The sequence below is a fragment of the Ectopseudomonas toyotomiensis genome, assembly GCF_900115695.1.
In the GTDB taxonomy this organism is placed as follows: domain Bacteria; phylum Pseudomonadota; class Gammaproteobacteria; order Pseudomonadales; family Pseudomonadaceae; genus Aquipseudomonas; species Aquipseudomonas toyotomiensis.
This window is the reverse complement of record NZ_FOXK01000005.1, coordinates 164,032-186,410: the sequence shown is the minus strand read 5'-3', so window position 1 is coordinate 186,410 and position 22,379 is coordinate 164,032. Positions and strand designations below refer to the sequence as shown.

Sequence of the window (22,379 nt, the reverse complement as noted above, 5' to 3'; positions counted from 1 at the left end):
GCTGTTGAAAAACGTAGGCGAGGCAGGCAAGACAAGGCGAAAACGGCCGAAAAAGCGGAGTTTACGTGCTGTAAATGAGCATTTTGAGGCCGTTTTTAACGCAGTATTGCCAACGCAGGTAGTTTTTCAACGGCCTGAAAAGGACTCAATCGAAAGGATACGCACATGTTCAACCCGGCCAACGAAACCCATTTCAGCCTGAGCATCGAGGGCGTCGAGCACGACCTGCAGGTGCTCGAATTCAGCGGTCGTGAGGCCATCAGCCAGCCCTATCGCTTCGACGTCGAGCTGATCAGCGAGCGCCCGGATCTCGACCTGACGAGCCTGCTGCACCAGCGTGCGTTCCTCGCCTTCAGCCCCAATGGCGACGGTATCCATGGGCTGATCCACCGGGTCGAGCAGGGCGAATCCGGCAAGCGCCTGACCCGCTACCGCCTGGCCATCGTGCCGCAGCTTGCCTACCTCACGCACCGCACCAACCAGCGCATCTTCCAGCACCTGACGGTGCCGCAGATCGTCGCTCAGGTGCTCGAAGAGCACGGCATTGTCGAAGGCGGCTACCAGTTCCAGCTCGGCCCTACCGTCTACCCCGAGCGCGACTACTGCGTGCAGTACGACGAGAGCGACCTGCACTTCATCCAGCGCCTGTGCGAAGAAGAAGGCATCCACTACCACTTCCAGCACAGCGAAAGCGGCCACGTGCTGACCTTCGGCGACGACCAGACCGCCTTCGCCAAGCTTGGCCAGCCCACACCCTATATCCAGGACAGCGGCATGACCGCCGACGACCCGGTGATCAAGCGCCTGGCCCTGCGCCTGGAAACCCGCACGCGCAACACCACTCGCCGCGACTACGACTTCGAACAACCGCGCCTGCTGCTGGAGGCCACCTACCAGGGCGAGAAGGCCGGTGAAAACGACAGCCTGCCGACCCTGGAAGACTACGACTACCCTGGCCGCTACACCGACCGCACGCGCGGCAAGCACCTGGCCAAACGCGCCCTGGAACGCCACCGCGCCGACTACCAGCAACTCGAAGGCAAGAGCGACCAGCCGCGCCTGGTCAGCGGCCACCTGCTGGAAATCTCCGAACACCCGCAAAGCGAGTGGAACGACCTCTGGCTGCTCACCGAAGTGCTGCACGAAGGCAAACAGCCGCAGGTGCTGGAGGAGTCGGTCACCAGTGATTCAATGCTTGGCAAGGCTCTGAACACACTGCTGCACAACATGACTGGCAAAGCGCAGCCCTCGACAAAAGATGGTGATGACTTCACCCAAGGCTACCGCAACCGCTTCCTCGCCACCCCCTGGGCCGTGCCCTACCGCCCGCCGCTGGAACACCCCAAACCCAAGGTACTGGGCAGCCAGACCGCCGTGGTCACGGGACCTACCGGCGAAGAAATTCACTGCGACGAATATGGCCGGGTGAAAGTCCAGTTCTTCTGGGATCGCGAAGGTCAGGCCGACGAGAAAACCAGTTGCTGGCTACGCGTCAGTTCCAGCTGGGCCGGTGACCGCTACGGCGCCATCACCATCCCGCGCATCGGCATGGAAGTGCTGGTCACCTTCCTCGAAGGCGACCCTGATCAGCCCCTGGTCACCGGCTGTCTGTACCACGCCGAACACGTCGTGCCCTACGACCTGCCGGCAAACAAGACCCGCAGCGTGTTCAAAACCCTGAGCAGCCCCGGCGGTGGCGGCTACAACGAACTGCGCATCGAGGATCGCAAGGGCGCCGAGCAGATCTACGTGCATGCCCAGCGCGACTGGGACGAAAACATCGAGCACGACCAGAAGATCCGTGTCGGTAACGAGCGCCACGACACCGTGGAGAAGAACAGCTACACCGAGCTGATGGCTGAGGAACACCTCACCGTCATCGCCGACCGCAAGGTCGAAGTCAAACCGCAGGATCACCTGACGGTGGGCACCGACCAGCACATCAAACTCGGCACCGCACAACTGACCAAGGCCGGCCGCGAGATCCACCTCAAGGCCGGACAGAAAATGGTCATCGAAGCCGGCATCGAACTGACCATCAAGGCCGGCGGCAGCTTTATCAAACTCGACCCCGGCGGCATCACCATCTCCGGCCCGCTGGCCAGGATCAACGCCGGCGGTTCGCCAGGCAAGGGCTCGGGGCTCAAGATCAAACCGCCCGTGCTGCCGGGCGCGGCCGATAGCGACAAGGCGGGGAGTTTGTTGGAGCAGGCGGTTGGTAATGCGCTGACGCCCAAGGCAAAACCCAAACGCACGCTGAATTTCTCCGGTTAACAGGGACAAGCACGGGGTCATCTTCACGCCCGTGAATAAGGATTATCACCATGGCAGACAACAAACCGATCAATTGGGCCTATCCGTTCAAGACCGCCGGCGAAGACAGTAAAGAAGTCAGCGATCCGCAGATATATATCGATGCCTTGGCCAAAGCCAAAGATGGCTTCTATCCCATGGGGGCCAATGGTCTTTGGCATGGTGGCGTGCATTTCGACGCAGGTAGCGCCGCACTGCTCGATCAGAGCGCAATCCGCTGCATTGCCGATGGCGAGGTGATTGCCTATCGCATCGATGACAAGTATCCCGAGACGCCCTACGCAGCCACGAGCCAGCCTGGCATGGGGCCAGAGCCGGTGGGCGCCAAGTATTCAACGGGTTTCGTGTTGGTCAGGCATCACCTGGTGCTGCCGCCTGTACCTACACCTAGCGCTCCTAGCGGGGAGACAAGCGACAGCACAACGGCAGCAACGCCTACAAACACCGCCTCGCCAGCCGCTGCGGTCGCAGAAACCGCACCGGCCAGCGAAGGACTGACTTTTTACAGTCTGTACATGCACCTGCTCGACTGGGTCGGCTATCAGGCCACCAGTGCCCCTAAACCCGCCGAGTTCCTCGCGCCGACCTGTTATGCGGTCAAGTCCACCACCAATGATTCACTTGTGGGCTTGCGGATACGTGCTTTGACCGAGGATGGAACGAGCGAGGTGCTCGCCTTGCTCCCCAAGGGCTGTAAAGTCACGCTGGGTGAAACGCACAGCATAAAGTCCCAATACAAAAGGCTACTTAGCATCGATGAAGGCTCGGCTATACCCGCCTTACCGGCAGATACTGTCGGCTGGGTGTATGAGCCTGAACTGACCGGCAACACCGTGGCGGATAAAGCAACGGACACCGAACCTACGCTTGCCCTCAGCCATCAGGGCTTGAATGTGCGCCGCGAAAGTAACCGTACCGGCACCATCATTGGCGTATTGCCGCGTGGTGCAACACTCAAGGTGGGCGAGAAACAGAGAAGCGGTTATTGCAAGGTGCTGGAGGTCATGGACTATCGGGGCGTACCTGTACTGCCCAACGGGCCGGACGGCAAACCGCAGGGCTATGTGTACTTCGATGAACTCGAAACTCAGCACGGTGCCCCGAGCGTTATAGGCAGTGTTCACATTTTGCCCAAGCCTTACGCGATCAACGCCGGTGAACTGGTAGGGCATATAGGCAAGTACCAGAACCAAGACGAAGGCACAGCCAAGAAACGCCTGCACCTGGAAGTGTTCACCAGTGAGGACGTCCCGGCCTTTATCGAAAAAAGCCGTGCTATCGGGGAAAAGCTGCCGGATGAACAGAAGACCCTGATCAAGGTGGAAAAGGGCTCGAAGATCGCCCAGCCCGCCGCCGCCGATACCCAGGTTGAAGCGAACGTGGACGTGCGCCTCTGCAGCGACTCCCCCAAGGCCGGTTGCTGGGCCAAGGTGCAGAAGTACGCCATCTGCAACGCCGACAAGAACAGCGAACTGGGCAGTTATAACTCGACAAAGCTTACCTACACGCTAGGCGCTGCGCAGAAGACAACCCTGGCAACCCGAATGGGTGTTGATGCAGCGGATATGCCGGATCAGGTCGACTTTCTCAAGGTGTATTCCAACTCGGTCGAAGGGGGCGACCCTCACGATTACGAGAGCGGCAACATCCCCACGACCCATCCATGGCGCAAAATCGGTGCTGTGGTCGGAAAACCCTTTTGGGTCAAACGATCTGCACTGAACGCCCAGGGCCAGCGCAGTAATACAGCCGGCTCGCTCGATGCCTGGACGGAGTTCCCCCTGCATAGCGGTCTGGAAGGTAAAGCCAGTGGTTACGTACGCATACTGCCCGCGGGTTCCTGGGACGCCTTGCCCGATGAGCGCAAAGCCATCGACGCTGAACAAGCACGCTGGTGGTACGTCACCGTCGGTGACATGGAAGGCAACGACATCTCCGGTTGGGCGCCAGAAAAAGACCTGATCGTCACACGTCACTCCCCCTGGGAATGGCCAGGCTTCAGCACCCTGCAAGACACTCTCTCGCTGGACGCCCACCTGGCAAGAACCCTCGACGCCACCGGGCGCGCCAAGGAAGAGGAAACTACAAGCTACGCGGCACTGATCGAAGAAGCCGAGCGCGGCCCCATCCTCAGCAAGCTATACGAGATCATTGATCAGCCCGATGAAAAGGGCGTCCGCGATAACAAGCTCACTCCAGAGGAATTTAAGGCTGCCCTCGCCAAACCTTGGTTGGCACAGCAGCTTTCCCTGTTGATCAGCCAGCATGAAAGTGAATGGTTCTGGAACGAGAGCAAATGGAATCAGCTAGACAAGCTGATGGAGCACACGCCGGAAGATCCGAATCCTCAGTGGGTACGCGAGAAGGAGCGGATTAAAACGCTTAGCTGGTGGAAGGAGTTTGCAGGGCAACCAGGGATAGCGGCGGATGGGGTGGCTTGGCATTTCCAGCCGATAGGACTTACAAGTAACTTTTATACCTCCGCAGGAGAGGAAATAACAGTTCCATTTCTTGAGAAAATGCTCGGTAAAACTGGCGACTGGTTTACTGGTCGAGGAGGGCCGAGAGGGTTTGCTAAAATGTTTGAAGAGAACTACCCCGGTATATATAAGTTCGACAAGCATGAGTTTGTGAAGATGCTAAATGCGGCTTTGTCAAAGTATGAGATTACAACTGGCTATCAGAAAGCTCACTTTGTGGCCCAATGTTTTCATGAATCTGCACATTTCGAGACCACAATTGAGTTTGACTCTGGGGAGGGGTACAACCCTGGGGTGCACCCGAAGGCGGAATTGAATGGGAACACCGCTATTGGTGACGGCCCAAAATATAAGGGTAAAGGGCTAATACAGCTTACTTGGAAAAATAATTACGGGAGATACTCTGACTATCGAGGCGTAGACTTTGTCGCCAATCCAGATTTAATCGCATCTGATATGTTTAATGCGATAGATGCTTCCTGCTGGTTTTGGCGTAACAATGGTGGGGTTTACAAAAAGTATGATGCCAAAGGGGATATTAATGTGCTAATAGAGCATGAAAAAAATAATGTTTCCTTGGTGACGTTGGCCGTCAATGGCGGCGATAATGGTTTGATTGAAAGAAAATCCATTTTTGAAAAAATAAAAAAAGAATGGGGGCTAAAGTGAGAAGAATAGAAAGCTTTCTTAAGTGTTTTAATGTGAAGCTTAAATGTACTGCTGGCTCCCTATTTGTTTCTCTTCTTCTTTCAGTTGGGGTCTATGCTTATGCAGAAGGAAAAACTGAGGTCTCAGATACTAGGAATAACTTAAAGCTGCAGATCACTGGAGAATCATCTTTACTTTCAATCCAAGACTGTGATTTTTCAGAGTGTAAAGATGTAAGATTGCCCGCTAGTTTTTTGAAATCCTTTAATGAGGGCTACTCAAATATATACATAGAAGATGTAACATCTGACGGCCATCCAGAAGTAATATTAACTGGCCCTGAGCATGGGGTAGTTAATATTTGCTCTAAAATATATATCTACCATGGAGGGGGGGGAGAGCTTAAAGAAATAACTGGATTTAAGCATCAAATATGTAACTACCGGATTAAGAATGGTCGTCTAATCAGCAGCTATCGAAGTGAGGCGAAATGGCATGAAGACGTTTATTTGGTATCAGGCGATAAAATTGCTTTGGAGCTTTCAGATAGCTGCATAGGTTGTGACGAGGTAAATAGAACTATCTATTTACCTGATGGCGAGACAGAAAAAATGATGGTTTCAAGTGATGCGGACTATACACTCAGAAAGCCTATCTTTAGTAAAATTATTGCGGATCGGGCTGCGCTATATGGAGGGCCTGATGCAAGCAAAAAAACTAAAATGTACCTAATAAAAAATGACAGTGTCGCGCTTCTTGATTTCAGGGAGACAGAAAGTAGCACTAGGTATTGGTATAAGGTGAAATATATTACCAATAAAGGGAAAGAAATAAAGGCATGGGTGATATGCGATAGTCTTGAATATTGCAAATAGTACAGTGCGCTGAAAGTGACAAATTTGCTTTTCAATAAGGCCTGTTGATTTTATAGTGTGTTATATTCTATACCGTAGCTTTGTTGATGCCAATGTCAATCAATACATACTAAGCATACCGCCGGCATGCTAAAAAATATCGAAGGCAAGTGCTATGGCTATGATGCTGGGCTGGTGCGTAGCAGCAGCTTTCCCTTTATCTAAAATAATGTAAATTTGCTAACTGATGATGATCAGAGCAGCAGTGGATTCTGCTCCGCTCGGTTTTAATGTCGAAGGCTCTGGCGCTATCGGCTGGGCGTACTACGATATTTAGAATCACCAGTTGCTTAACACTTCGGCTGAGTTAGAAGAGTCGTAACCTTTGGCTTTTGAGCAGCACTACGCGGATTAGCGTGAGTGCTATATTTGTGCAAGCTGATGGTTTTCTATCGCAATCCTGTTTTCATATGAGTTTCCCGGTTGTGGTATTTTATTAAGGTTTCTGATGCTGTGAAATGTGCAAAGTAAACTCAATAACAATTGTTTTTCGGAAGCTACTGTTGATTGCATTAGTGTTTTGCGTGGCTGTAATAAGCGCATACGCTGAAAGCATCAAGCAACAGTTTATGGCGCAAAGTCTTTCCTGAAAGCTACCTATGAGTGATTTCCAGTGTTGTCGCAAATTCGGAGGCGAATGTGGGTGGTAACTTACTTCCAGCCAAAAACCGAATTCGTAACTTTAAACTCACTGATAACAAGTTTGTGCGTATCAAGACTGATTGACGATTCCTCAAGAGGTTTCTGAAAGAAAGGAAGCTGCTCAATATTTTTTGAAAGAGCGCTATTTACCTACCGCCTCCAGCGCATTCGTCAACGCCCCAGCCTCCTTGAACGCCCTCTGCTCTTCCAACTTCCCATCCTCCAACTGCAACCACAGCACTTCACCTTCGCTAGCCTGATAACGCGGGGCGATGCGGGCGTCGCGGTCGAGGAGGATGCGGTAGTTGTAGTCGCGCATCTTCGGCAGGGCAAACAGGGTGGCGATGACGCTGGGCATGCGGCTGATGTCGGCGAGGAAGACCGCCTGGCGCTCGTCCAGGTAGCCCTTGGGTTTGCCTTCCAGTGCAGCGTTGACTAGCTTGGCGCCGTCCATGTCGCGGGCGACCAGCAGGATGCGGGTCTCGTCATTCAGGGTGTAGGGCACGTCATGCTGATCCAGCAGCGTCCAGGGTGCCAGGCGTTCGCCGGGCTCCAGAGCCAGTACGGCGGTAGACAGCAGGCACAGCAACAACAGGGCGGCAGCTTTCATGCGCAGACTCCAGAGCGATCAGTAGAGGTCTTCGTCGGTCACCAGACGCACTTCGCCCGCTTCCATGGCATAGGCGGCGTCGGCCAGGTCGTTGCTGACCTGCTCCACCTTCAGCTCGCCACTGACCCACAGTGGGGCGTAGATGTCCTCGAGCGGGATGCCCTTGGGATAGCGCACCAGTACCAGCTGGTTGGGCGGCGGTGGTGGCACGTGGATGCAGGCGCCCGGATAGGGCACCAGGAAGAACAGGGTGCTGTTGCCTTTCTCGTCGTTCTCCAGCGGTACCGGGTAGCCGCCCAGGCGAATGGCCTTGCCGTCGAGTTCGGGCACGGTCTTGGCGGAGTACATCACTGCCGGCAGATCCTGATCCTGCTGGCGCAGGCCGCCCTCGCTGTAGAAGGTGCTGTCGCCTTCAGGACTGTCGTGGCTGATCTCGGGCATTTCCTCGAGGGCCTTGCGGTCTTCGGGTGGCATCAGGTCGAGCCAGTCGGTTTCCGGCAGTTCGGCGTGGGCCAGGCCGGTAAAAAAGAGCAGGGCGAGCAGCAGGTGGCGCATGGGGTATGGCATCTCGTGGCGGCGTTAACGAGGAGCCGACAAGTCGGCTCCTGCCCGTAATGCTGTTCACATAAGCAATGGTCGGACGCGATTAGTCTCCTCGCCCCTTTGGGGAGAGGGTTAGGGAGAGGGGAAAACTGGCAGTTTTGCGGTGTTTTCAGCCCTCTCCCCCAGCCCCTCTCCCATAAATGGGAGAGGGGAGCCAAGCGTTTGCAACCTTAAGTGAACGGCATTCGGCTCCTGACCTGGGCTTGTCAGCCCTTCTTGATCGCGCCGTAGATTACCAGCAGAACGATGGCGCCGATCACTGCGCCGATAAAACCGGCGGCCTGTCCGGCCTGGTAGATGCCCAGCGCCTGGCCGCCATAGGTAGCGGCGATGGAGCCGCCGATGCCGAGCAGGATGGTCATGATCCAGCCCATGCTGTCATCGCCAGGTTTGAGAAAACGTGCGATCAACCCGACGATCAGGCCGATGAAGATGGTGCCGATAATGCCCATTGGCGTGTCTCCTTGATGAGTGCCGCTCGTGCGGCAGGCCCGTCATGGGACAAGTCAATGGGGCTATCGGTTCGCCTCGTCTGGCGGCAGAACGCCATAGCGGTGGTAGATCAGGGCAACTTCGCCCTCTTCACGCATGCGTTGCAGCTCAGCGCCCAGGTGGTCGTAGAGCTCGCGCCGGTCGCTCTGGTAGCGTTTCAGCGACGCGCCGAAATGGTTGCCCAGTACCTGCTGGTGGGCGTAGTGCGCATAGCTGTAGGCGCGAAAGTTCATGGCCTGGAATTGCGCCTCCATCGGTACGGCGTCGAGCACTGCGATGGTGTCCAGGCGCCCAGCCCGGAACATCGCGGCCAGTTGCGCATCGTCGCTGGCATAGGCGCGACCGAGCATGTCATCGCTGTCGAAAGGTTCGAAATAGGCCGTACCGCGTTTGACACCCAGAGACAGGTCGTACAGATCCTCGTAGCGGCTCAGTCTGGCCTCTTCCCCCGGGCGCACGACGAAGCGAACGTTCAGTTGCTGATTGCCGATGCTGGGCAGGAAATGGATGTACTCGCGGCGTTGTTGAGTGAGCAATACGCGCGGTACCAGGTCGACTCGTCCGGAGCGCAGGTCGTCAAGACTGCGCAGGAAGGGCGCTTCACGCCACTGCAGCTCTACCCCGACACGGTGTGCGGCCGTTTCCAGTACGCTGATCAGTGGGCCGCTGGGCAGGCCGTCGACAGCACGCATCTCCGGTGGCCGTTCGCGAAAGTCGACGCGCAGCACCTCTTGCGCGCCAACGCAGGTCAGCGTGAACAGTAGAGGCAGTAAGGAAAGAAGACGCTTCATGGGGGGCTCTTGAACGACCACCGTCGTTCAAGAGTCTAGCTGCGAATCGATCTGTCAGTCTGCGGCGATCAACGCCTGAACGTCGGCGATACGCGCATCCAGGCTGGCGCGGTCGGCGCAACGCAGGGTGGCATGACCGACCTTGCGTCCGGCCTTGAAGGCCTTGCCGTAGTGGTGCAGATGGCAGTCGGCAACGCTGATCACCTTGTCCACCGGCGGCACCGAGCCGATGAAGTTGAGCATGGCGCTCTCACCCAACTTGGCGGTGGAACCCAACGGTAGGCCGGCGACGGCGCGCAGATGGTTCTCGAACTGGCTGCACTCGGCGCCTTCGATGGTCCAGTGCCCGGAGTTGTGCACGCGCGGGGCGATCTCGTTGGCCTTGAGGCCGCCGTCCACCTCGAAGAACTCGAAGGCCAGCACGCCGACGTAGTCGAGCTTGTCCAGCACGCGGCCGACGTAGTCCTCGGCCAGCGCCTGCAGAGGATGATCGGTGCTGGCAACGGACAGGGCGAGGATGCCGCTGTCGTGGGTGTTATGCACCAGCGGGTAGAAGCGCGTTTCACCGTCACGGGCGCGCACGGCGATCAGCGACACCTCGCCGGTGAAGGACACGAAGCCTTCGAGGATGCACGGCACGCTGCCCAGTTCGGCGAAGGCGCCAGTGACGTCTTCGGGCTTGCGCAGGACTTTCTGGCCCTTGCCGTCATAACCCAGGGTGCGGGTCTTCATCACCGCCGGCAGGCCGATGCTGGCCACCGCGGCGTCCAGATCAGCCTGCGACTGGATGTCGGCGAACTCGGGGGTGGGGATGCCCAGCTCGCGGAACATGGACTTCTCGAACCAGCGATCGCGGGCGATGCGCAGCGCCTCTGCACCCGGATAGACCGGCACGAACTGCGAGAGGAAGGCGACGGTTTCGGCCGGCACGCTCTCGAATTCGAAGGTGACCAGGTCGACCTCGTCGGCCAGCTGGCGCAGGTGATCCTGATCGCCATAGTCGGCGCGGATATGCTCGCCGAGCGCCTGGGCGCAGGCGTCCGGCGCCGGGTCGAGGAAGGCGAAGTTCATGCCCAGCGGGGTGCCCGCCAGGGCCATCATGCGGCCCAGTTGGCCGCCACCGATCACACCGATTTTCATAACAAAGCCCCTTTTCAGCAGGTGGCGAGACCAAGCATTTGAACGCTGCGCGCAGCGCAGGAAGCGGAGTTTACGCCGGTAAATGAGCATTCCGAGCAGCGCACGGCGTTCAAATGCGCCGTGTCGCAGCCCCTGATGGAATGGGCTTCAGGCCTCGCGCGGGTCCGGATTGCTCAGTACCGTATCGGTCTGTTCCTGACGGAACTGCTTCAGCGCCGCATGTAACTGCGGGTGCTGGTGACCGAGGATGCTGGCGGCCAGCAGGGCGGCGTTGACCGCACCGGCCTTGCCGATGGCCAGGGTGGCGACCGGAATGCCGGCCGGCATCTGCACGATCGACAGCAGCGAGTCGACACCCGAGAGCATCGACGACTGCACCGGTACGCCGAGCACCGGCAGGTGGGTCTTGGCCGCGCACATGCCCGGCAGGTGAGCGGCGCCACCGGCACCGGCGATGATCACCTGAATGCCGCGTGCTTCAGCCTCTTCGGCGTACTGGAACAGCAGGTCCGGAGTGCGGTGGGCGGAGACCACCTTGACCTCGTGGGGGATGCCCAGCTTGTCCAGCATCTCGGCGGTGTGGCTAAGGGTGGACCAATCGGACTTGGAGCCCATGATCACGCCAACCAGTGCGCTCATCGTCGTGCCTCTTTTCTCGGGCGCCTCGCGGCGCATCAAAAACCAACAAGCCACGCGGGCGGGCCAGCGTGGCTTGTCATGATTCGTTGGCCGGGTGCTGCCGGCCGGAGGCCGCGCAGTATAACGCAAAGCCACTGCTGGCGGGCAGTGGCGATGACCGTTTGTCATGCAAGCTGTGGCAGAGGATGAAAACCGCCTAAACCTTGCTCTGGAGCAATGCCGGTGCGGGCTGCGCGCGCACACTGGACAGACACTCGCATGCAAGAGGAACCGCGCATGAACCGGACCATGAAAGCCGCAGTCGTCCACGCCTTCGGGCAGCCGCTGCGTATCGAGGAGGTGAAAACCCCGCTGCCTGGCCCCGGGCAGATTCTGGTGAAGATCGAGGCCTCGGGCGTCTGCCATACCGACCTGCACGCCGCCGAAGGCGACTGGCCGGTGAAGCCGAGCCTGCCATTCATTCCCGGCCACGAAGGGGTCGGCTACGTGGCGGCGGTCGGCAGCGGCGTCACGCGGGTCAAGGAGGGCGACCGCGTCGGCGTGCCCTGGCTGTACACCGCCTGCGGCTGCTGCGAGCACTGTCTGACCGGCTGGGAAACCCTGTGCGAGAGCCAGCAGAATACCGGCTACTCGATCAACGGTGGCTACGCCGAATACGTGCTGGCTGACCCGAACTACGTCGGTATTCTGCCGAAGAACGTCGACTTCCTCGAGATCGCGCCGATCCTCTGCGCCGGCGTGACGGTATACAAGGGTCTCAAGGAAACCAGGGCGCGCCCCGGTCAGTGGGTGGCGATCTCCGGTATTGGCGGCCTCGGCCACGTTGCCGTGCAGTATGCCCGCGCCATGGGCCTGCACGTGATTGCGGTGGACGTTGACGACGCCAAGCTGGAACTGGCGCGCAAGCTTGGCGCCAGCCTGACCATCAACGCGCGCAAGGAAAACCCTGCCGAGGTGGTGCAGCGCGATATCGGCGGCGCTCACGGCGTGCTGGTCACCGCGGTGTCCAACGCCGCCTTCGGCCAGGCCATCGGTATGGCACGCCGACACGGTACGGTGGCCCTGGTCGGCCTGCCGCCGGGTGATTTCCCTACGCCGATCTTCGATGTGGTGCTCAAGGCCATCACCATCACCGGCTCGATCGTCGGCACTCGCGCCGATCTGCAGGAAGCGCTGGATTTCGCTGGCGAGGGGCTGGTCAAGGCCACGGTGCACAGCGACAGCCTGGACAACATCAATGGCATCTTCGATCAAATGCGCGGTGGGCAGATCGAGGGGCGGGTGGTGCTGCAGTTCTGATTCGAGCAAGGCCACGGATTGGCAACTTTCCTACAGAACGGACGCGGACGGGCGCACAGATCGCCGCCAGGCAGCGGGCTATACTGTGCGCTCTTCATCCGAACAAGGACGTGTCGTCATGAAACAGTACGTTTCGCTCGTTGCCCTCTCCGTGCTTTCCCTTCAAGCCGCTGCGCTGGATCTGGCCAAGCACCCGCAAGTCTTCGATGCCGGCCAGGGCGTGAGCCTGGCGCTGGCCCCTTCTGCCGACGGCAAGCAGGCGCTGGTGCAGGTGCGCGGCATCAATCACCCGCTCGACGAAGTGGTGTTTCTTACCGACGTTCGCGAGCTGGGCAACGAGCAGCGCGACTATGGCATCCGCCTCGATGGCCGCGACTACAACCTGCTGAACAAGCGCCGCGCCTGGAGCGGCGAGAGCTACCAGCTCAACCTGCCGAACACCCAGGGCTTCGAGCTCAGTTACAACGAGGACAAGACCAAGGCACTGAAGCCGAAGGACCTCCTGGCGATTTACCAGAAGCAGGAGAAGGATGGCCTGCAGGCGCGCCTCGCCGCCTTCGACCGCAAGCAGCGTGTTGCCGATTACAGCGCGCGCCTGCAGGAGATCGACGGCGAAGCCTCCAAGGCCTGCGCCACCCCGCTGAGCACCAAGGTGGACTGGAGCGCGATGTCCGATGAGCAACTGATCGGCCTCAGCGTGCCGAGTTTCTGCGGTGAGGTGGTCAACCAGATGGCCTACCTGTGTGGCAAGGACGACCGCTACAAGGCAGAGGCCAAGACCCTCAAGGGTGTCGACTGCCGTTTCGGCGAAAGCATGAAGTTGCGCGAGCAGGACGGCCAACTGCAGTTCACCACCCTCAAGGATGAACCGAATCAGGGCGACTTCATCAACGCCATTCTGCGTAATCGCTGATCCTCTCGGGCGGGCCACGGCCCGCCGCCTCGCGGCATATTTCTTGCGTTCCTTTGCGTTATCACGCTGACGGAACGCATCATGCTGCACGCCCCACTGACCACCCTGCATGTGGTTTCCCTGATCCTCCAGCGCTTCGCCGAGCAGCCCGAGCTACGCCCGCAATTGCTGGCTGGGAGCGGCATCGGTGCGGCTGATCTGGACAATGCCGACGCGCGCATCACCCGGGTGCAGGAGCTGCAGGTGTGCGCCAATGCCCTGGCCCTACGTGCTGATCTGGGGCTCGACCTGGGGCGCAGCCTGCATGTTTCCTCCTATGGGCTGCTGGGTTACGCCGCGCTGTCGGCTGCCACCTTTGGTGACGCCTGGCGTCTGTTGCTGCAGTACCCGGCGCTACTCGGTACCTATTTTCGCCTCGACATGCAGGTGGAAGGCGAGCTGGCCTGGATCTGCGCCAGCGGCTACCGTGATGCCGAGGCGCTGGAAGTGTTCAACGTGGAGATGTGCCTGGCCTCGCTGAAGCTGATCGGTGACGAACTGCTACGCCAGCCGCTGTCATTGGAAGGCGCCGAGTTCACCTACGCTCGGCCAGACTACGTCTCGCGCTATGCGCAGAGCTTTCCCTGTCCGCTGCGTTTCGAGGCGCAGCGCAATGCTTTCGCCTTTCCCGCCGCGTTGCTTGAGCGCCGGCTACCGCTGGCCGACAGCGTGACCCACGGCGACATGGTGGAACGCTGCCGCCGTCTGAACGCCGAGTTCAGCAGCCGTCAGGCCTGGCTGGAGCGGGTGCGCCAGTTGCTCGCCGCGCAGTTGGCCGAGCCGCCGGGGTTGGAGAACCTGGCGCAGCAGATGCACTGCTCGCCGCGTACCCTGCGCCGTCACCTGCAGGAGTTGGGTACCAGCTACCAGGGCTTGCTCGACGAGCTGCGCTTCGAACGCGCCAAGGCGCTGCTCAGCGAGGAGCAATGGCCGGTGTACCGTATCGCCGAAGTGCTCGGTTTCAGCGAAACCGCCAGTTTCCGCCACGCCTTCCAGCGCTGGAGCGGCGTGCCGCCGAGCCGCTTTCGCGCGTAGCTCGGATGTAATTCGGGCTACCGGGCTGGTGCGCACGGCACACCGACTCCTTACTCCTCCGCCTGCACGTTGCGGTACATCTGCAGCCGCGCTGCTTCATGCAAGCCACGGCTTAGCGCCAGCAGGCGCTGGAATTCCTCGGGGTAGTGTTCGGCAACGTTATCTCGCGGGGTCGGCGAGCGCAGGTCGTGCAGGGTTGGCGAGCTGCCGTGGTGTTGCATCTGCACGAGAAAATCTCGGGTTACCGCGCCGATCACCGGGAAGGTGCCTTCCTGCAGCACCAGCGGCACCACGCGTTCGCCTTCCGGCGCTGGCAGTTGCAGGTCGCGACCGAGTCCGCCGTTGTCGAAGGGCACACCGACCAGCCCGGCCACCGTCGGCAATAGGTCGGCGAGGCCCACGGCTTTGTCGAACTCGCGCGGCGCCAACCATTTCGGTGCGTGGATCAGCAGCGGCACGTTGTTGCTCTCCAGCCCCAGTTGCTCGAAGGCTGGCGCCATGTGCGGGATCTGGCTGATGCGGGTGTTGTGGTCGCCGAAGAAGACGAAAATGGTGTCGTCGTAAAAACCTTGCTCCTTGGCCAGCTCCATCAGGCGCCCGATATTGAAATCCAGCAGGCGCACCGCGTTGTACTGCTCGACGCTGCGCGATCCGGCCTGCTGCACCTGCTCCAGCGGCAGGTCGAGCGACTCGAAGCCGTCGTTGTCCTTGGGGATGGTGAAGGGCCGGTGGTTGCCGGAGGTTTGCAGGTAGGCGAAGAACGGCTTGTCCTTGGGCAGGGCGCCGAGAATCTGCGAACTCTCCTTGAAGAAATCCAGGTCGGAGATACCCCACACGTCCACCTGCGGCGACTGCCAGTGGCGTTCCTCATAGAGTTGCACGCCGTCGATACTCTGGCGGATCAGCGCATTGATGTTGGCCCAGCCGGCGTTGCCGCCGATCATGTAGAACTTCTCGTAGCCTGGCAGGGCGTTGATCAGCGTGCGTTGACGGGCGATCAGCGGGTTGCGCGTCGCCGTCTCCTGGCGCGACACATCGGGGATGCCGGTGATACTCGCCCACACCGTCTTGGCAGTGCCGGTCACCGGCACGTAGAAGTGGCGGAAGAACCAGCTCTCCTTGGCCAGACGATCCAGATTCGGCGTCGGGTTCAGCGGGTTGCCGTAGGCCCCAACGGCGCTGGTGCCGAGAGACTCGAGCATGACGAAGACCACGTTGGGCGGGCGCTCGGCCTGGATGCGGTGCGCATGCAGCGGCTGGTTGCGGAAGAAGTTCAGCGCCTGCGCATCGCGCTCGCTGACGCCCAGGTAATCGGCCACCACCTCGTAATGCTCGCGCGTGGCGGTCTCGTCGAAGGCGGCGGGTTCGAGCTTGAGGGTGTCGAAGAGAAACAGCGCCGGATTGATCCCGAGCGCGCCGATCTGGCTGTTGCCGCTGTAGAAGGCGTCGCTCCAGCGCAGCGGCACCGGGTTCTCCAGGTTCAGCGCGCTGGCGCGGCCGAGCAGGCCGAAGAACACCAGCACGCCCACCACCGCCACACCGCCGATTGCCGGCAACACGCCGACTCGTCGTGCTTGCGGTCGATCCAGGGTGACGCGCTCCAGGCGCAGCAGCGCCCAGGCCCACAGCGCCACACCGGCCAGCCAGGCCAGGGTTATCCACAGCACTGGGTAGGTCTGCCAGAGCATGCCGGCGGAGATCTGTGCATCACCGGCAAAGCGCAGCACCGTGGCGTTGAGTCGTACACCCAGGTAGGCGTAGTGGCCGAAGTCGATGATGTACAGCAGGCCCAGCGCGGCCACGGTCAGCAGCAGATAGCCGCGCAGCAGCCAGCGCACAGCGCGAAAACGCGCCAGGCGCAGCCTGGGCAGTGCCAACAGGAGGCCCACCGGCAACATCAACAGCAGGGCCAGGCGCAGGTCGAAGCGCAGGCCGATGCCGAGAGTAGGCAGCACATCCGGTTCGCTGATGCTTTCGACAGCGGAGAAACCCAGCAGAAACAGCCCGCGCAGGGCAGCGAAGAGTACGAACAGCAGCGCCGTCAGGCCTGCCAGGTAATGCAGGCGGCGTGATTTCAGCCAGCTCATGCGAGTTTCCTTGTCGGTCTGGCCAGCAGCCAGCGCACAGCGGCGCTCAGCAGCGCGCCCAGGCTGTAGAGGGCCAGGTAGGGGTCGATCAGGTAATCCCAGTAGTTTTCCGAGGCACCCAGGCGCAGGGCGAAGGCCAGGGTCGCCAACACCAGCGCCAGGGCGCCAAGCCAGCTGCGCTGGAGGATCAGCACCGCGCACAACAGGCCCAGTACCAGCAGCATCGGTCGGGGTTCGAAGCCGAGCTGGTAAGGGTCGGCATAGTTCAGGCCCAGCGCCGCCGGGTAGAGCAGCATGGCCAGGCCGGCGAACAGCGCCAGGCTGGCCAGGCGATCACGGGCGCCGGCGTGCGACAGGCCAAAACGGCATAGCGTCGCCCAGCCAAGCAGCACCAGGCTGGCCACCGACAGGTCGCCGATATAGGTGCGCAACTGCAGCGCCAGGCTGATGCCTTGGACCGGCACCAGGCTGAGCAGCAGGCAACCCGCCAGCAGGATGCCGCGCTGCGTCGCAGTGCGCGTCAGGCGCGCGAAGATCAGGAACGCGAGCAGGGTGAAGGCCAGATGCGGCAGCCAGAAATCAGTCATGTGGGCGGCGCTCCGAGAGCCAGGCCTCGTTGAAGCTCAGGTGCTTGATGAACATGTCGTTCCACGAATACACCAGGTGGTAGGCGCCTTTGCGGTCACGGGTGAAGTAGGGGTATTCGTAGTCGAAGGTGCAGCCCTTGGCGCTGCACATGCGCGCGCTCACTCGTTCGAGGAACTGCGCCTGCTGCTCCGGCTTGCCGCCGCTGGCGCGGAATTTTTCACTGACCACGGCCGGGAATTCATCTTGCGCAATCGGTTCGCCCCAGGGGTTAGGGCTTTCGTCGAGTTCGCCGAGAGTGCGCCAGTTGGCCAGGTTGGCGTCGGTGGCATAAAGGGTCAGGCGAAAGCGCCCGTCTTCGAGGTCGTTCATCGCCACCAGCAAGCTGCCGTCTGGGCGACCGACCGCCGCCAGGGACGAGTTGGGGTTGCTCGGCTCGACCGGCTGCGGATGGCTCCAGCTGCGCCCGGCGTCTTCGCTGTAGCTGGCCAGCACGCGGTGATGCTCCTCGCCGGCATAGCGCAAAAGGGCCACGGCGCGGCGTTCGCCCAGCGCCACCACGGTCGGTTGCAGGGAGTCTCGCCCCTTGCCGATGCGGTACTTGCCCAGTACTTCGCCTGCGGCGCTCAGGTGCAGGTATTCGGGAAACTTGCCGAGAAACTCGTGATACACCGGCAGGCCGATGCTGCCATCGGCGTGGAACACCGGCGCGGCACGCACCAGCGTGCTGATGTTGAGAAAGGGGCTGGTGACCAGTTGCCGGGGCGCCGACCAGGTTTCGCCAAGGTCGTCGGAAACCATGGCATTGACCGCGCTACCGGCCCATCCGCCGAGCGACACCGAGACGTAGAACAACCACAGGCGGTTGTCCGGCGCCAGGCTGATGACCGGATTGCCCAGTTTGCGGATGTGCTTGCCGACCGCGCGCTGGGTCGACTCGCGACTGGCCAGCACACGCTCGGCGCTCCACTGGCCGCTGGCGGCATCGAAGCGCGCGGCGCGAATCTGTACGTCGGCGGCGCCTTCGCGAGTACCGGCGAACCAGGCTGCCATCAGATCGCCGCCGGGCAGGCCGGTGATGGAGGCGGAATGAACGAAATCCTCCAGATCGGAGGAGGCGAAGTGTGCGGCCATGGCCGGTGGCGCATAGGCTGGCGCTGGTTGCTGGCTGACGAAGGGCGCCAGTGCGTGCGGGGCAGCACCGAACCAGGCGCAGGCGAACACCGTGGCAGCGCCCAGCAGCAGGGCGCAGGTCTTGAGGCTCGAGGTCATGTTCGGTGGTTCAGGGATGGCTGGGCGAAGCCAGGTGCGAGCTGGCGACTTCTTCTACCGGGTGGGCATCGACCGGGTCGTAGTAGATCTCCAGCTTGCGGCCGTCACGGTCGAAGCCATAGATCTCGTAGCAATTGCCGGGGGTGATGCGGAACTTGGTGATCTGCACGCCCTGGCGCTTCATCTGCTCGCGGAACTGCGACTCGGGCATCCAGGCGCTGCGGTCTTGCCGAGCGCAGTCGGTATCAGCGAGTGCGGCGCTGGATAGTGCAAGCAGTGCGAGCATCGTCAGGGCGCGAACTGGGCGGCGGGCCGGTGTCGACATGCTCGGCATCCTTTGGCGTGGCTGATGGTACGGGGCTTGGCCCCAGGCAGGTTGCCACCATCGGCCGTCAGGCTTAAGAAAAGCTTAAGCATCACGGGTTGTTACATTTGTCTGCCGTGGTGGTGGGGAGATTCATGGCCAGTCCTCCCTGGCGGCGACCTGGCAGGCAGCGTCGCTGCGCGCTGTTAAAAAATCGCTCTCGGCCATTTTTTGGCCATTTCGATCCCCTTTTGGCCGTTGCCAGCGTTCTCGATTCGCTGCCAGCGGGCGAACAATGCAGGCACAACAACGAGCCTGGAGCGCTTTGCATGCTCACCTACTACAGCGATGACCACCACCTGCACCATGGCAAATGCGAGTTGATCGACGGGCAACTGATGCCCTGCTTCGAGAAGCCGCAGCGCGCCGACCATATCCTTGCGCGCGTCAAGGCTCGCCAGCTCGGCGAAGTCCGCGCGCCCAAGGATTTCGGCCTGGCGCCCATCGAGCGGATCCACAGCAAGGCCTACCTGGAATTCTTCAAGGGCGCCTGGGCTCGCTGGCAGGAGCAGGGCGGCAAGGGTGACCTGCTGCCGTTCACCTGGCCGGCACGTACCCTGCGGCGGATGATCCCCAGTGACCTGCACGGCCAGCTTGGCTACTACAGTTTCGATGGTGGCGCACCGATCACTGCCGGCACCTGGCAGGCCGCCTACAGCGCTGCCCAAGTCGCGCTAAGCGCCCAGCAGGAGATTGCCAACGGTGCCCACAGCGCTTTCGCCCTGTGCCGTCCGCCAGGCCACCACGCCGCCGGCGACGTGATGGGTGGCTACTGCTACCTGAACAATGCCGCCATCGCTGCCCAGGCCTTCCTCGACCAGGGCCGCAAGAAAGTCGCCATCCTCGATGTCGACTACCACCACGGCAACGGCACCCAGGACATCTTCTACCAGCGCAGCGACGTGCTGTTCGCCTCGATCCACGGCGACCCGGCCGAGGAATTCCCGTTCTTCCTCGGTTACGCCGACGAACTGGGCGAGGGTGCTGGCGAGGGCTGCAACTTCAACTACCCGTTGCCGATGGGCAGCTCCTGGGAGACCTGGAGCGCGGCGCTGGAACAGGCCTGCCAGCGCATCGCCGACTACGGCGCGGAAGTCGTGGTGGTGTCGCTGGGCGTGGACACCTACATGGAAGACCCGATCTCGCAGTTCAAGCTCGACAGCCCGGATTACCTGGCCATGGGCCGGCGCATCGCCGCGCTGGGCCTGCCGACGCTGTTCATCATGGAAGGCGGCTACGCCGTGGAGGCCATCGGCGTCAACGCAGTCAACGTGCTGGAAGGCTTCGAGGGCGCCTGATCGGCGATCAATCTGCCAAACAAGAGCAACATTTCAGGGGTGAGAAACGATGAAAGTCATCAAACAGATGCTCGGCGCCGCCCTGTGCGGCGCCACCCTGCTCAGCGGCGCGGTGCAGGCCAAGGAGCTGCGCGTATACAACTGGGCCGACTACATCCTCCCGGAGGTGCCCAAGGACTTTCAGAAGGAGTCCGGCATCCAGATCACCTGGGACACCTTCGAGACCAACGAAGCGCTGGAAGCCAAGCTGCTCACTGGCAACTCCGGCTATGACCTGGTGATCCCCTCCAACCAGTTCCTCGAAACCCAGATCAAGGCCGGCGTGTTCGCCCCGTTGGACAAGTCTAAGTTGCCCAACTGGAAGAACCTCGACCCGGTGCTGCTCGGCCTGCTGGAGAAGAACGATCCGGGCAACCAGTATGGTGTGCCCTACATGTACGGCACCGTGCTGATCGGCTACAACCCGGACAAGGTCAAGGCCGCGCTCGGTGAAGACGCGCCGGTTAACAGCTGGGACCTGGTGTTCAAGCCCGAGTACATGGAGAAACTGAAATCCTGCGGCGTGGCCATGCTCGACTCGCCCACCGAGATCATCCCCATCGCCCTGCACTACCTGGGTCTGGACCCCAACAGCGCCAACCCGGCCGACTACGACAAGGTCACCGAACTGCTGCTCAAGGTGCGCCCGTACGTGGCCTACTTCCATTCCGCCAAGTACATGACCGACATCGCCAACGGCGACATCTGCGTGGCCATCGGTTATTCCGGCAGCTTCTACCAGTTCGCCAACCGCGCCAAGGAAGCCGGCAACGGCGTGGTGATCAACTGGCGCCTGCCCAAGGAAGGCGCACCGATCTGGTTCGACACCTGGGCCATCCCCAAGAGCGCGCAGAACGTCGACGAAGCCCACGCCTTCATCAACCACCTGCTCGAACCCAAGGTCATCGCCCCGATCAGCGATTTTCTCGGCTACCCCAACCCCAACGTACCGGGCATGGAACTGGTGGGCGCGGAAATCGCCGACGACCCCGACCTGACCCCGACCCCTGAGCTGCAGAAGTCGCTGTATGTGGTGCAGCCGCTGCCGCAGAAGATCGAGCGCGTGCGTACGCGGGCCTGGACGTCGATCAAGTCGGGCAAGTGAACGGTGGTCGGGCGCCCCACAGGCGGGGCGTTCAGGTCGGCCGATTGAAGCGCCGCCGGTAGGCGCCCGGCGACAGGCCGACGCGTTCCTTGAACAGGCGGCGGAAGGAACTGCCGTCCTCGTAGCCGACTTGTTGGGTGATGCGCTCGAAGTTCTCCTGGCTTGCCTCCAGCAGGTACTTGGCCCGCTCCAGGCGCAGGTTCTGCAGGTACTGCACCGGCGTCTGCCCGGTGGCGTCCTTGAAGCGGCGGATCAGATTGCGCGGGCTCAGGGCGAAGCGCGTGGCGACCTCGTCGAGGCCGATGCGCTCGGCGCTGTGCTTCTCCAGCCAGATCTGCACCTTGAGCACCTCGGCGTCCTGATGCGCCTTGTTGAACGAGGCACTCATGTAGGGCGTCTGCAGGCGCTCGGCGCTGTCGACCAGCAGCTTCTTCGAGCACTCGATGGCCAACTGCGGCGAGGCGAAGCGGCGGATGATGTGCAGCAGCAGGTCGCTGCCGGTGGTGGAGCCGGCCGAGCACAGCAGTTGGCCGTCGTCGGTGACGCTGCGTTCGGCCTGCAGCAGTACCCGCGGAAAGCGCCGGGCGAACTGCTCGCTGAAAATCCAGTGGGTGGTGGCGCGGCGACCGTCGAGCAAGCCGGCCTGGGCGGTGACGAAGGTGCCGGTGCACATGCTGGCGATGTAGCTGCCCTGCGCATGGCGCTCGCGCAGCCAGGCGCTCAGCGGCTCCAGGGCCGGCAGCACGCCGAGGATGTTGAACATGAAGCCGGGCACTATCACCAGATCGCTGTGCGGCACCTCGCTCAGCGCCCGCTGCGGGGTCAGGCGCAGGCCGCCGGTGCACTCGACGGGGGCGCCGTCGAGGGAGGCGCTGTGCACTTCGAACGGCGTCGCCGCCGGGTCGCCGGTGAGAAAGCGCTGCAGCACGTTGGCGCATTCGAGAAACTCCAGTGCCGCCGAGACGCTGGTGGCCGAACAGCGCTCGGCCATCACCACCGTGACCTTCATCCTTCCCGCCCCGCTGGCGGAATTATCCGCCTGTTATTGGTCGTTTTTGCCCATGGTGAGGC

Annotated in this window: 19 protein-coding genes; 8 read left to right on the top strand and 11 right to left on the bottom strand. The window is 61.1% G+C overall.

Features of this window, described 5'->3' with window-relative positions:
- Positions 1 to 165: 165 nt before the first annotated feature.
- The 3 genes from tssI to BM186_RS26290 are packed head-to-tail and all read left to right on the top strand — an operon-like array spanning position 166 to position 6,316.
- Complete coding sequence (gene tssI / locus BM186_RS11850) at positions 166 to 2,274, top strand: type VI secretion system Vgr family protein (RefSeq protein WP_074915485.1); 2,109 nt, start codon at positions 166 to 168, stop codon at positions 2,272 to 2,274.
- 50 nt (positions 2,275 to 2,324) lie between these two features.
- Complete coding sequence (locus BM186_RS11845; protein WP_074915483.1) at positions 2,325 to 5,462, top strand: glycoside hydrolase family 19 protein; 3,138 nt, start codon at positions 2,325 to 2,327, stop codon at positions 5,460 to 5,462.
- A 32-nt stretch (positions 5,463 to 5,494) separates the two neighbouring features.
- A complete protein-coding gene (locus BM186_RS26290) occupies positions 5,495 to 6,316 on the top strand; it encodes a hypothetical protein (RefSeq protein WP_139228010.1) in 822 nt (273 codons plus the stop codon).
- An 823-nt stretch (positions 6,317 to 7,139) separates the two neighbouring features.
- Here BM186_RS26290 and BM186_RS11840 read toward each other — a convergent pair.
- The 6 genes from BM186_RS11840 to purE all read right to left on the bottom strand — a co-directional run bounded on the left by BM186_RS11840 (position 7,140) and on the right by purE (position 11,272).
- Positions 7,140 to 7,607 (bottom strand): FAD/FMN-containing dehydrogenase, encoded by a 468-nt coding sequence (locus tag BM186_RS11840; RefSeq protein WP_074915481.1) that lies wholly within the window; start codon positions 7,605 to 7,607, stop codon positions 7,140 to 7,142.
- A gap of 18 nt (positions 7,608 to 7,625) precedes the next feature.
- A complete protein-coding gene (locus tag BM186_RS11835; RefSeq protein WP_074915479.1) occupies positions 7,626 to 8,162 on the bottom strand; it encodes a DUF3299 domain-containing protein in 537 nt (178 codons plus the stop codon).
- A gap of 254 nt (positions 8,163 to 8,416) precedes the next feature.
- Positions 8,417 to 8,662 carry a GlsB/YeaQ/YmgE family stress response membrane protein gene (locus tag BM186_RS11830; RefSeq protein WP_017676370.1) on the bottom strand — a complete coding sequence of 82 codons (246 nt, stop codon included), beginning with the start codon at positions 8,660 to 8,662 and terminating at the stop codon, positions 8,417 to 8,419.
- Positions 8,663 to 8,725: 63 nt separating this feature from the next.
- A complete protein-coding gene (locus BM186_RS11825; protein WP_074915477.1) occupies positions 8,726 to 9,493 on the bottom strand; it encodes a substrate-binding periplasmic protein in 768 nt (255 codons plus the stop codon).
- 54 nt (positions 9,494 to 9,547) lie between these two features.
- Positions 9,548 to 10,633 carry a 5-(carboxyamino)imidazole ribonucleotide synthase gene (locus BM186_RS11820; protein WP_074915475.1) on the bottom strand — a complete coding sequence of 362 codons (1,086 nt, stop codon included), beginning with the start codon at positions 10,631 to 10,633 and terminating at the stop codon, positions 9,548 to 9,550.
- Positions 10,634 to 10,780: 147 nt separating this feature from the next.
- Positions 10,781 to 11,272: a 5-(carboxyamino)imidazole ribonucleotide mutase gene (gene purE / locus BM186_RS11815; protein ID WP_074915473.1), complete on the bottom strand. Its 492-nt coding sequence runs from the start codon at positions 11,270 to 11,272 to the stop codon at positions 10,781 to 10,783.
- A 276-nt stretch (positions 11,273 to 11,548) separates the two neighbouring features.
- On the opposite strand from purE, the gene adhP reads away from it, so the two are divergent.
- From adhP to BM186_RS11800, 3 genes are all read left to right on the top strand, one after another.
- Entirely contained in the window at positions 11,549 to 12,571 is a 1,023-nt protein-coding gene (gene adhP, locus BM186_RS11810; RefSeq protein ID WP_074915472.1) for an alcohol dehydrogenase AdhP, read from the top strand.
- Positions 12,572 to 12,689: 118 nt separating this feature from the next.
- Positions 12,690 to 13,484 (top strand): hypothetical protein, encoded by a 795-nt coding sequence (locus BM186_RS11805; RefSeq protein WP_074915470.1) that lies wholly within the window; start codon positions 12,690 to 12,692, stop codon positions 13,482 to 13,484.
- An 81-nt stretch (positions 13,485 to 13,565) separates the two neighbouring features.
- Positions 13,566 to 14,558 carry an AraC family transcriptional regulator gene (locus BM186_RS11800; RefSeq protein WP_072423710.1) on the top strand — a complete coding sequence of 331 codons (993 nt, stop codon included), beginning with the start codon at positions 13,566 to 13,568 and terminating at the stop codon, positions 14,556 to 14,558.
- Between the two features lie 50 nt (positions 14,559 to 14,608).
- Here the strand turns inward: BM186_RS11800 and BM186_RS11795 are convergent, their stop codons facing one another.
- Genes BM186_RS11795 through BM186_RS11780 form a run of 4 tightly spaced genes read right to left on the bottom strand, consistent with a single transcriptional unit; the run spans position 14,609 to position 18,827 of the window.
- Complete coding sequence (locus BM186_RS11795) at positions 14,609 to 16,645, bottom strand: LTA synthase family protein (protein ID WP_074915468.1); 2,037 nt, start codon at positions 16,643 to 16,645, stop codon at positions 14,609 to 14,611.
- Entirely contained in the window at positions 16,642 to 17,232 is a 591-nt protein-coding gene (locus BM186_RS11790; protein WP_074915466.1) for a hypothetical protein, read from the bottom strand. Before BM186_RS11790 ends, BM186_RS11795 begins: the two co-directional genes overlap by 4 nt.
- Entirely contained in the window at positions 17,225 to 18,502 is a 1,278-nt protein-coding gene (locus BM186_RS11785; protein WP_072423707.1) for a sialidase family protein, read from the bottom strand. Before BM186_RS11785 ends, BM186_RS11790 begins: the two co-directional genes overlap by 8 nt.
- Positions 18,503 to 18,512: 10 nt before the next feature.
- Positions 18,513 to 18,827 carry a PepSY domain-containing protein gene (locus BM186_RS11780; protein ID WP_074915464.1) on the bottom strand — a complete coding sequence of 105 codons (315 nt, stop codon included), beginning with the start codon at positions 18,825 to 18,827 and terminating at the stop codon, positions 18,513 to 18,515.
- A 308-nt stretch (positions 18,828 to 19,135) separates the two neighbouring features.
- On the opposite strand from BM186_RS11780, the gene BM186_RS11775 reads away from it, so the two are divergent.
- Entirely contained in the window at positions 19,136 to 20,164 is a 1,029-nt protein-coding gene (locus tag BM186_RS11775) for a histone deacetylase family protein (RefSeq protein WP_074915462.1), read from the top strand.
- A 49-nt stretch (positions 20,165 to 20,213) separates the two neighbouring features.
- Positions 20,214 to 21,308 carry a polyamine ABC transporter substrate-binding protein gene (locus tag BM186_RS11770; protein WP_074915460.1) on the top strand — a complete coding sequence of 365 codons (1,095 nt, stop codon included), beginning with the start codon at positions 20,214 to 20,216 and terminating at the stop codon, positions 21,306 to 21,308.
- Between the two features lie 31 nt (positions 21,309 to 21,339).
- Here the strand turns inward: BM186_RS11770 and BM186_RS11765 are convergent, their stop codons facing one another.
- A complete protein-coding gene (locus BM186_RS11765; protein ID WP_074915458.1) occupies positions 21,340 to 22,317 on the bottom strand; it encodes a GlxA family transcriptional regulator in 978 nt (325 codons plus the stop codon).
- Positions 22,318 to 22,379: the final 62 nt, after the last annotated feature.

What these genes read in the sequence shown, in the direction of transcription:
- BM186_RS11785 (WP_072423707.1), bottom strand. Translation starts at nt 18,502, where the DNA reads ATGACCTCGAGCCTCAAGACCTGCGCCCTGCTGCTGGGCGCTGCCACG.
- BM186_RS11845 (WP_074915483.1), top strand. Translation starts at nt 2,325, where the DNA reads ATGGCAGACAACAAACCGATCAATTGGGCCTATCCGTTCAAGACCGCC.
- BM186_RS11835 (WP_074915479.1), bottom strand. Translation starts at nt 8,162, where the DNA reads ATGCGCCACCTGCTGCTCGCCCTGCTCTTTTTTACCGGCCTGGCCCAC.
- BM186_RS11825 (WP_074915477.1), bottom strand. Translation starts at nt 9,493, where the DNA reads ATGAAGCGTCTTCTTTCCTTACTGCCTCTACTGTTCACGCTGACCTGC.
- tssI (WP_074915485.1), top strand. Translation starts at nt 166, where the DNA reads ATGTTCAACCCGGCCAACGAAACCCATTTCAGCCTGAGCATCGAGGGC.
- BM186_RS11790 (WP_074915466.1), bottom strand. Translation starts at nt 17,232, where the DNA reads ATGACTGATTTCTGGCTGCCGCATCTGGCCTTCACCCTGCTCGCGTTC.
- purE (WP_074915473.1), bottom strand. Translation starts at nt 11,272, where the DNA reads ATGAGCGCACTGGTTGGCGTGATCATGGGCTCCAAGTCCGATTGGTCC.
- BM186_RS11770 (WP_074915460.1), top strand. Translation starts at nt 20,214, where the DNA reads ATGAAAGTCATCAAACAGATGCTCGGCGCCGCCCTGTGCGGCGCCACC.
- BM186_RS11775 (WP_074915462.1), top strand. Translation starts at nt 19,136, where the DNA reads ATGCTCACCTACTACAGCGATGACCACCACCTGCACCATGGCAAATGC.
- BM186_RS11800 (WP_072423710.1), top strand. Translation starts at nt 13,566, where the DNA reads ATGCTGCACGCCCCACTGACCACCCTGCATGTGGTTTCCCTGATCCTC.
- BM186_RS11805 (WP_074915470.1), top strand. Translation starts at nt 12,690, where the DNA reads ATGAAACAGTACGTTTCGCTCGTTGCCCTCTCCGTGCTTTCCCTTCAA.
- BM186_RS11830 (WP_017676370.1), bottom strand. Translation starts at nt 8,662, where the DNA reads ATGGGCATTATCGGCACCATCTTCATCGGCCTGATCGTCGGGTTGATC.
- BM186_RS11820 (WP_074915475.1), bottom strand. Translation starts at nt 10,633, where the DNA reads ATGAAAATCGGTGTGATCGGTGGCGGCCAACTGGGCCGCATGATGGCC.
- BM186_RS11795 (WP_074915468.1), bottom strand. Translation starts at nt 16,645, where the DNA reads ATGAGCTGGCTGAAATCACGCCGCCTGCATTACCTGGCAGGCCTGACG.
- BM186_RS11765 (WP_074915458.1), bottom strand. Translation starts at nt 22,317, where the DNA reads ATGAAGGTCACGGTGGTGATGGCCGAGCGCTGTTCGGCCACCAGCGTC.
- adhP (WP_074915472.1), top strand. Translation starts at nt 11,549, where the DNA reads ATGAACCGGACCATGAAAGCCGCAGTCGTCCACGCCTTCGGGCAGCCG.
- BM186_RS11840 (WP_074915481.1), bottom strand. Translation starts at nt 7,607, where the DNA reads ATGAAAGCTGCCGCCCTGTTGTTGCTGTGCCTGCTGTCTACCGCCGTA.
- BM186_RS11780 (WP_074915464.1), bottom strand. Translation starts at nt 18,827, where the DNA reads ATGTCGACACCGGCCCGCCGCCCAGTTCGCGCCCTGACGATGCTCGCA.